The following is a 10,366-nucleotide window of genomic DNA, read 5'->3' on the forward strand; positions in this document are numbered from 1 at the left end:
TAAAAAGAAACATAAAAACTATCTGTGAAGGTAGAACAAAAGGTTTCTTACGCAGTTGGAAACGCTAATATCAAGTTTATAACAGAAAGTAGGATGTTTTTTTATGTGCGGAATTGTTGGAATGATTGGATTAGAGAACGTGACACCAGGCTTGATCAATGGGTTAGAAAAATTAGAATATCGCGGATATGATTCGGCGGGTATCTTTGTCTCAAATGGAAAACAGGACCATTTAGTCAAAGCACGCGGTAGAATCCAAAACCTTAAAGATAAATTATCTCCAGAAACGACTGGTACAGCAGGTATCGGTCATACAAGATGGGCAACTCATGGGGAACCCGCAGAGAAAAATGCACACCCCCACCACTCACAAAGCGGACGTTTTGTTTTAGTCCACAATGGGGTGATTGAAAATTTTGAAGAATTGAAACAACAATACGTAGCCGCTGATGACTTCATTGGCGAAACAGATACGGAAATCGTTGTTCATTTGATTGAAAAATTCGTGGAAGAAGCGCAAGATACACAAGAAGGATTTAGAAAAGCGCTAGAAGTCATCGAAGGTTCTTACGCTTTTGCCTTGATGGATCGCACAGCTCCTGAAACAATTTTCGTTGCCAAAAACAAAAGCCCTTTATTGATCGGTAAAGGCCAAGGATTCAATGTGATCGCAAGTGATGCGATGGCGATGCTTGCTTACACTAAAGAATTTATTGAAATCGAAGATCAAGAAATGGTGACCGTTCAAGCAAAAGATATCACGATCCAAACAATGACTGGTACGATCATAGAACGTGATTCTTATGAAGCACAAGTAGATGCTTCTGACATTGAAAAAGGAACATACCCTTACTATATGTTGAAAGAAATCGACGAGCAGCCGATCATCATGCGTAAAATCGCGCAAACCTATGTGAATGAGGACAATGAAATTCCTTTAGATCACAAATTGATGGACGAACTGTTAGCAAGTGACCGTATTTACATCGTCGCATGTGGCACAAGTTATCATGCAGGATTAGCGAGCAAGCATTCCTTCGAACAAATGACTGACATTCCAGTAGAAGTCCATTTGGCCAGTGAGTTTGGTTATACCATGCCTTTATTATCGAAAAAACCATTCTTCATCTTTTTGAGTCAAAGTGGCGAAACCGCTGATAGTCGTCAGGTGTTAGTCAAGATCAATCAATTAGGTCACCCTTCATTGACGATCACGAACGTTGCTGGTTCTACGTTATCAAGAGAAGCTGGCTTCACTCTGTTGCTACATGCAGGTCCGGAGATCGCTGTTGCTTCAACTAAAGCATACACTGCTCAAATCGCTGTACTAGCTTTACTTGCAAAAGCAGTCGGTGATCAAAAAGGCAATAAACGTTCATTGACATTTGATGTAGCGCACGAATTGAGTATGGTAGCGAATGCGATGGAAACAGTGATTACCCAAAAAGATGAACTCCAAGAACTAGCTGCGGAATTCCTGAATGACACGCGCAACGCCTTTTATATCGGCCGTAGCAACGATCACGATGTCGCTTTAGAAGCTGCTTTGAAACTAAAAGAAATCAGCTATATCCAAGCAGAAGGTTTTGCAGCCGGTGAATTGAAACACGGTACCATTGCACTGATTGAAGAAGGCACACCAGTGATTGGGATTATTAGTGAGGAAATCACAGGGGCTCATACACGTGGGAACTTAAAAGAAGTTGAAAGTCGTGGGGCAAAAACCTTAGTGATCGCCGCACATGGATTAGAAAAAGAAACGGATCAATTAGTGATTCCTGCTGTCCATCCATACCTTTCTCCTCTTGCCATGGTCATCCCGACGCAATTGCTTGCTTATTACGCGACCCTATTGCGTGGTTTCGATGTAGACAAACCAAGAAACTTAGCAAAATCAGTCACGGTTGAATAATCAATCAAGTGACCCTTTAAATAGTCAATGCTCTTTGAGATCCCTGTACGAAATGATTTGTCATTTCGTACAGGGATTTTTTATTTGATCTAGTAAAGCAGTTGCTCGCTCGTTTTGTATCATGCGACAGCCATCGTCTTTTAAATGACCTTATGTGTAATGACCCATTATTTCAGAAACGAACACAAAAAGAGAGTCAATCTCTATGATCCAAAGATTGACTCTCTTTTATATGTCATTCTATTAATCGATTCCAATCTCAGCTTTGACAACCGCTGCGATTTTGTCAACATAATAGTTTACTTTTTCATCAGATGGTGCTTCTGCCATCACGCGTAGTAATGGTTCTGTTCCGGAAGGGCGAACTAAGATACGTCCTTCACCGGCCATTTCAGCTTCTGCTTCTTCAATGACTTGCTTGATTGCAGGAACTTCCATTGCACCGTTTTTGTTGCTTACGCGGATATTGACTAATTTTTGCGGATAGATCGTTACCTCTGCTGCTAATTCTGATAACTTTTTACCAGTTTGTTTCATGATATTCAACAATTGGATACCAGAAAGCATACCATCTCCTGTTGTATTGAAATCTAAGAAGATCATATGACCAGACTGTTCGCCACCGAAGTTGTAGTCATTTTTACGCATTTCTTCGACCACATAGCGGTCGCCTACTTGTGTCACAACATCTTTCAAACCGATTTCTTCGACCGCTTTATGGAAGCCGAGGTTACTCATGACCGTTGTAACGATCGTGTCTTTTTTCAGACGATTTTTAGCTGACAAATATTTCGCACAGATAAACATGATCTTATCGCCATCTACGATATTTCCTAATTCATCCACCGCAATGATACGGTCGCCGTCACCGTCAAAGGCAAGACCGACGTCTGCCCCTTTTTCTACTACCATTTCAGCTAGACGCTCAGGATGCGTTGATCCGACACCGTCATTGATGTTCAAGCCATTCGGATTTGTTCCCATTGTGTAGAAATCAGTTTCTAAATCAGCAAACAAGCGATTGACAGATGTTGCTGTTGCACCATTTGCCGCATCTACACAGACCGTTAAGCCTGAAAGATCGCCGTTGATCGTCTGTACTAAGAATTGTGAATATTTCAGCAACCCTTCTGGAAACTCTTCGACTGTACCTAATCCTTCAGCAGAAGGTCGTGGTAATTCATCGACTTCCGCATCTAACAATGCTTCGATTTCTAATTCTTGGTCATCATCTAATTTAAATCCATCTGCACCAAAAAACTTGATGCCGTTATCTTGAGCTGGATTGTGTGAAGCAGAAATCATGACACCTGCGCTTGCTTTTTGCAAACGTGTCAAGTAAGCCACTCCTGGTGTAGAGATCACACCTAATTGAAAAACTTCGATCCCGACAGATAACAGACCAGAAACTAACGCTTCTTCGAGCATTTGACCTGAAATTCTTGTGTCACGTCCAACCAATACACGTGGACGTTTTCCATCTTTCTCATGTTGGCTCAGTACATAACCGCCGCAACGTCCTAATTTAAAGGCCAATTCCGGTGTTAGTTCTTTATTCGCTTCTCCACGGACACCGTCCGTTCCAAAATATTTACCCATAACTGTAAATTTGCTCCTTTAACTTAATTTTCCGATGAATCCTCTTGACTATTCGGTTGACTACTTGATTGTGTTGTCTCACTTGATGATTCATTCGACCCTTCACTCGATGTTGACTGCGTCTCTTCGGACTGACGTGTCGTCGATGACGAAGAGTTCGCAGGTGTCGACTCTGCACCAGAAGTTGTACTTCCTCCCGAATTTCCCGAATTAGAACGGCTAGTGTTTTCCGTACTTGTTTTCAGGATCGGTGTGATCTCAACATCGATTGAAGTTGGTGTGATACTAAGTCCACTCTCTACCGGAATATCAATATTTCTTGTCGTCCGGTGGACGATCCCAGAAATATCGATAGGTATCGTGATGCTATTTCCTAGTTGAGCCAGTTGACTCTCTGAACCAGTGACTTCTGCTTCAATGTCAGAGAAACTGAAATCGTAACTCTCCACGTTATCTGCGGGAGTCCCTTGCGCTGTTCCATAAAGACGGATCGTTTTCATAGGCTTTGTGACCGTTGCTTTTGCAGTGACTTGCACTGGATCTGAGACAATACTTAAAGGTTCTCCTGCACTATTCAATGCTTGTACAGTGACTCTCGTGTCGACCCCATCGTCCGTGATCATCGCAGGTTCGATCCTCGCTACGACCTGTTGGATCTCTTCCAGTGTCTGATCACCAGTCGTGACCGTCACTTTTTTTGGTGATAGTTCAAGGTCATTCAATTCGAATCCAGCTGGAGTTGATTCTGTAGTGAGTAATGGCGTGACCTCAAATTCTTTCGTCACTTTTTTCTCGATAGTCACTGTGATCGTATCTGGCTCTAGTTTTGCTTTGACCGCACTGCTCAGATTTCTGATTTTCAATGGTACTTCATGTGTTCCCTCACCTAAACCAGTGAGATCCGCTGTCACTCGAAACATTCTTGTATCTTCAATTGCTTCGGCATTCAACTGAACACGATTGGCACTGGACAACTTCGCTGTGACTGTACTCTCATATCCATGGATATAATATTGATCCGTGTCGTATAAAAGTTGTACTGACACATCAGAAACGTTTTGCGTATAGGCTTCATTTCCTGACAGCGTGTCTTGGACAGTTTGTCCGTTTGCATTAAAATACAGCACAATACTGAATAATAACGCAACAAACGCATATAAGATACTTTTACGCCTCTCTTTTGAGATCATTTGTGATCCCCTCCCTTAGTCATCACGTCTAAGAAGGTTTGGAGCGTATTTTTATTTTTGTTTTTTTCTTCGACGATCAAATTTTTACGCAAGATCGTCAAATATTCTTCTTGAGATAAGCCAGGCATCAATTGGTTATCCAACGTAATGCTGACATCTCCTGTTTCTTCTGAGACAACGATCGTAATCGCATCGCTCGCCTCACTGACTCCGACAGCCGCTCGGTGACGGGTTCCGAATTCTTTCGGAATCAACATACTTTCAGATAAAGGCAAGTAGGCACTGGCTACTGCAATTTTTCCATCTTTTACGATCACTGCACCATCATGCAGCGGTGTATTCGGAATAAAAATATTGATCAGTAATTCGCCAGTGATATCGGCATCTAAAGCAATCCCTGTTTCGATATATTCATCCAAACCAGTGTGGCGTTCGATCGTGATCAAGGCACCGATTTTACGTTTGGACATATATTGGATCGCTTTGTCAAAAGAAAGGATCATCTGTTCATCTTCTTGCTTCTCACTCTTCGATTGTTTGAAAAGTGAGCTACGACCGAGGTGTTCTAATCCACGCCGTATCTCTGGTTGAAAAATGACGATAGCCGCAATCACACCATACGTGATCACTTGATTCATCAACCAAGATAAGGTATGTAGACCAATGATCTCGGCTAAGATCCGAATAACAACAAAAATCCCTACCCCTTTTAGCAATTGGATTGCTTTTGTTCCTCGCAATAGTTGAATGAGTTTATAAACTAAATACCAAACAACCAATACATCGAGTATGTTCACCAAAAAATTCTGAGAAAACAAGTCACCGGAAAACATTTGTCGCCAATAGTCTAAATTAAAAAGTTCTCCGATTTGAAATGACATAGACAGCCTCTCTTCTCTTTTGAGATTTCCTCTTTAGTATATCATATGTTTCACCAGAAGAGACTTATCTGCTTGGAATTTCCTAACAAAAACCAATTTTTTTCAAGAAATTTACATTTTCAATTTATTCTCCAATAAGTTATTCTATTTCCTTGGATCGTTTCGTTTTGTCATTCTTTGGTTTTTCTTCGTTCCGCTCTAGCGGCACGTCTGGCAGCACGTCTAGCTTCTGCTTCAGGATCAACCGTTCGTTCTTTTTTGACTCTCGGTGTTTCGGTCTCTGGACTTTCAGTACCTTCTGTCGGTTCGATCTTCGCTTTGATTTTTTCTAATTGACCAGTCATCGCCGCATAGTTGTAAAACCGTTTTTTCGCATCTTGGATCGTTTTGTCGAATAATTGCTCCGCAGCCTGTGGATGGATCGTTTCTAGTGATGAAAAGCGGACTTGCTTGCGCATGAAGTCAGCCATCATGGTAAAATCAGGCTTTTTATAGTCTAGCGTCATCGGCGTTTTATTCTTTTCGATCAATTCAGGATTATAGCGATACAACGACCAATAACCTGAAGCCACTGCTTCTTTTGCTTCTTTGATCGATTCTTTCATTCCACCTAGTAACCCATGAGCAATACAAGGCGTATACGCAATGATCAACGATGGTCCAGGGAATTTTTCCGCCTCTTCAAATGCTTTGATCGTTTGCATTTGATTTGCACCGGAAGCAATTTGTGCTACATACACATTGCCATACGTCATTGCCATCATGCCTAAGTCTTTCTTCGACGCATATTTCCCATTTGCTGAGAATTTAGCGATTGCTGAAGCAGGTGTAGCTTTCGAGACTTGTCCACCTGTATTGGAATAGACTTCATTATCCATTACTAAGATGTTTACATCTGCGCCACTTGCCAAGACGTGATCGATTCCGCCAAAACCGATATCGTACGCCCAGCCATCCCCACCGATCATCCATTGACTGTTTTTGACAAATAGATCTTTTTCTTGATAGATCGCTTGTAATTCAGGAACAAGTTCAAGCTCATTTTCGATTGCCGCACGTAATTTAGCTGCCCGCTGTTGGGTTCCTTCGCTTTCAAACATATGCGCCAACCAATCTTCCATCAACTCACGTAGTTCTAAGGAGACTTTAGGCATCACTTTTTTCATCGTTTCTGCTAAAGCTTCTCTTCTTGTTTGTGCGGCTAAAAGCATCCCATAACCAAATTCAGCATTGTCTTCTAATAATGAATTTGACCACGCAGGTCCTTGCCCACAATCATTTGTGGTAAATGGTGAAGCCGGTACTGCTCCGCCCCAAATGGATGAACAGCCTGTGGCATTGGCAATCATCATCCGATCACCGAACATCTGTGTCAATAACTTCACGTAAGGCGTTTCCCCACAACCGGAACATGCTCCAGAAAATTCTAATAAAGGTTGATTGAACTGTGTTGATAACACTGTATTTTTGCCTTTGATCGGATTTTCTTTTTGTCGCAAGGTCATTGCAAATGCCCAGTTGATTGCTTGTTTCTTTTGTTCTTCATAGGGCTTCATCACGAGTGCTTTGCCTTTTGCTGGACAAGCTTCAACACATAGCCCACACCCGGTACAGTCTTCGACAGACACTTGGATACGATACTTCAAGCCATCTGGTCCACGCATTTCTCGAACAATGAACCCTTCCGGTGCTTCTTCCAGTTCCTCCTCATCGGCTAAGAAAGGTCGAATCGCTGCATGAGGACAAACGAATGAACATTCATTACACATCGTACAGCGCTCACTGATCCATTCGGGCACTTCAAGTGCGACCCCGCGTTTTTCGTAAGCAGCGGTTCCTAAAGGCATATCCCCTCGTGTCATTCCGTTTTCTGCTAAGGTCCTCACTGAGAGCTGATTTCCTTCTTGAGCGTTGATTGGTTCAAGGATGTCTCTAATATAGCGATTTGAGGTGTTCATTTCTTTTTTTGGAAGCGCCAATGTTGCCCACTCAGCCGGCACTTCGACTTTATGCAACAATTCCACCGTGCGATCGATTGCCTTGATGTTTTTTTCAACGATCGCCATTGATTTATGACCATAACTCTTCATGGCTTCCTCTTTTAAAATCGGCAGGACTTCTTCAAATGGTATGATATTCGCCAACTTGAAAAATGCTGTTTCCATCGCCGTATTGATCCGCCGACCTAGACCAACTTCTTGCGCCAAGCGCATCGCATTGATCGTATAAAATTGGATCTCATTTTCAGCTAAATACCGTTTTAAATGGGTCGGTAGATGCGTAGCTAGTTGTTCGTCTGACCAAAGCGTATTCAACAAGAAAGTCCCTTTTGGTTTCAACCCTTTTACTAGATCATAGCTGTGGAGATAAGCAGGGGTATGACAAGCGACAAAATCGGCATGCTCGACTAAATAGGTCGACCTGATTGGCGTATCCCCAAAACGCAAATGAGAAACAGTCAGACCACCTGATTTTTTTGAATCATAGTAAAAATAGCCTTGTGCGTATTTGTTTGTATGGTCACCAATGATTTTGATCGCTGATTTATTTGCTCCAACAGTCCCATCAGATCCGAATCCCCAGAATTTCGCTTGATACGTATTCGCTTCGGTCAAATCAAGCGATGGGCCAACTTCCAAAGAACAGTAAGTTAAATCATCAATGATCCCGATCGTGAAGCGTTTCTTCATATCCGTTTTTTCTTTTTTCAATTCATCATATACCGCTACAATCTGATCAGGAGTGACATCTTTTGAACCAATGCCATAACGTCCGCCGATCACTTTCAGATGACGTTCTGCATCATATAACGCACTTTGAACGTCTAGTAATAAAGGTTCTCCCCCTGCTCCCGGCTCTTTACTGCGATCTAGAACAGCAATTGCTTTTACGGAATTCGGTAGTTTTTCGATCAATGTTTCGATTGGAAACGGGCGATATAAATGGATATTCAAGAAGCCGACTTTCCGACCGTTTTGGTTCAAGTAATCAACTGTTTGTTGGATCGTTTGCGCAACTGAGCCCATTGAAATAATGACTTCTTCTGCGTCGGCTGCTCCATAATAAGTGACTAGATCATAAGAAGTTCCTCGGAGTTCATTGATTTTATCCATATACTTTTTCACGATTTGAGGCAAACGATCATAGTAGCGGTTGATCGTTTCTCGTTGTTGGAAATGGATATCAGGGTTTTGATTCGTTCCACTAGTCGTCGGCCGATTAGGATTCATCCCACGTTCACGAAAGGCCTGCAATTTTTCTTGAGGAATCAAAGGAGCTAATTCATCATATTCCAACACTTCGATTTTTTGGATTTCATGACTCGTTCGAAAACCATCAAAAAAGTTGACGAAAGGGATTTCTCCTTCTAAGGAAGCTAGATGTGCAACTGGCGCTAAATCCATGACTTCTTGGACGCTGCTTTCCGCAAGCATCGCAAATCCTGTTTGGCGAGCGGCCATCACATCACCATGATCACCAAAAATATTCAACGCATTCGTCGTCACCGCTCGACTAGCTACGTGAAAAACACTAGGTAATAGTTCACCGGCTATCTTATACATATTTGGGATCATCAATAATAATCCTTGTGAAGCAGTGTACGTTGTTGTCAATGCTCCGGTTTTTAGTGACCCATGTACGACACCTGCAGCACCAGCTTCTGATTGCATCTCTACGACTTTAACTGGTTGTCCGAAAATATTTTTTTTACCTGAAGCTGCCCATTGATCAACCAGTTCAGCCATTGTTGAACTAGGCGTAATTGGATAGATCGCTGCTAATTCTGTAAAGGCATATGAAATATATGCCGCAGCAGTATTCCCATCCATCGTCTTCATTTTCCGCATGTTTCATCACCTTTGCTCAATTTATCTAAATAATCTTTATTATTATACCGTAAACGAACAAAGAAAACCTCTTAATTTTGAAAGAAAAATCACATGCTAAAGATATGACAAAAATGCTTCGACCAGAATCGACAGCTAGAAAAAAAATAGCTTTTCCTCTCTTACAACTTTTAGCTTCATAATCTAAGGAATGAGAGATTGACTAATTACCCACACTTATTTTTTGAACAAATCATTGTCTTTTTTAGGGCAAAGTTATTACAATAGAATAAAGAGGTGTTAAAAATGGATATTTCAATTATTGATGCAACAAAAACAAACAAAACTACTGGAATCATGTACGGAAACGAAGATGCACCAAAACAAATGATCGAATTTGTCAATCTTGCTTGTCCTTATTGTCGACAATGGTTTATCGAATCTTATGACATTTTAGAAGAGGCGGTTCAATCTGGAAGACTCTTACGAATCATCAAATTGTTCGACAAAGAAAAACCTAGTTTAAAAAAAGGAAATGTAATGCATCATCATATCACTACGACGGATGGAAAAGTCGCATTAAAACAAATCAAAGCGATTTTCGATGCGCAAGATGAATGGAAACAACTTGATTTAGACGGCATTGCTGAATATGCTACTGAAACACTTGGTTTAACTGAACAAGAAGACCAAGCAACCACTCAAGCAATCATCGATGAAGCAAACGCTGCTCACATCCAATTCGTCCCTACTGTAATTATCGATGAACATATCTTTGATGAATCGATCACACCAGAAGAATTGAGTGAATTGGTTAAATAACTCATCATTTGATCATTCTTTGATGTTCAAAATCAAAAATAGACCGAAAAGCGATTGGTGAAGTGCCCCCTGTCAAGTAGACAGTAAAAAAACAAAAATGGTATGAAAACAGGGATCGAGTCACTCGATTCCTGT

General features: G+C 41.5%; 6 protein-coding genes. 2 read left to right on the plus strand and 4 right to left on the minus strand.

What is annotated here, in order from left to right; genetic code table 11:
* Positions 1–103: 103 nt before the first annotated feature.
* Entirely contained in the window at positions 104–1,912 is a 1,809-nt protein-coding gene (gene glmS / locus I2F89_RS01825) for a glutamine--fructose-6-phosphate transaminase (isomerizing) (protein ID WP_195513309.1), read from the plus strand.
* Between the two features lie 243 nt (positions 1,913–2,155).
* On the opposite strand, the gene glmM is transcribed toward glmS, so the two are convergent.
* From glmM to nifJ, 4 genes are all read right to left on the minus strand, one after another.
* On the minus strand, positions 2,156–3,511 hold the full coding sequence (gene glmM / locus I2F89_RS01830) for a phosphoglucosamine mutase (protein WP_010735243.1): 1,356 nt from the start codon (positions 3,509–3,511) through the stop codon (positions 2,156–2,158).
* 23 nt (positions 3,512–3,534) lie between these two features.
* Complete coding sequence (locus I2F89_RS01835; RefSeq protein ID WP_195513310.1) at positions 3,535–4,701, minus strand: YbbR-like domain-containing protein; 1,167 nt, start codon at positions 4,699–4,701, stop codon at positions 3,535–3,537.
* The gene (gene cdaA / locus I2F89_RS01840; protein ID WP_010735241.1) at positions 4,698–5,582 is read right to left on the minus strand and encodes a diadenylate cyclase CdaA; all 885 of its coding nucleotides are present in this window, start codon (positions 5,580–5,582) and stop codon (positions 4,698–4,700) included. Before cdaA ends, I2F89_RS01835 begins: the two co-directional genes overlap by 4 nt.
* Before the next feature lie 170 nt (positions 5,583–5,752).
* Positions 5,753–9,430: a pyruvate:ferredoxin (flavodoxin) oxidoreductase gene (gene nifJ, locus I2F89_RS01845; RefSeq protein WP_161643818.1), complete on the minus strand. Its 3,678-nt coding sequence runs from the start codon at positions 9,428–9,430 to the stop codon at positions 5,753–5,755.
* Between the two features lie 285 nt (positions 9,431–9,715).
* Here nifJ and I2F89_RS01850 point away from each other — a divergent pair, with 285 nt between their 5' ends.
* A complete protein-coding gene (locus I2F89_RS01850) occupies positions 9,716–10,231 on the plus strand; it encodes a DsbA family protein (protein WP_086334776.1) in 516 nt (171 codons plus the stop codon).
* The last annotated feature ends 135 nt before the right edge of the window (positions 10,232–10,366 follow it).

It is taken from the genome of Enterococcus sp. 1001283B150225_161107_E12 (genome assembly GCF_015556925.1).
GTDB lineage: Bacteria > Bacillota > Bacilli > Lactobacillales > Enterococcaceae > Enterococcus_B > Enterococcus_B mundtii.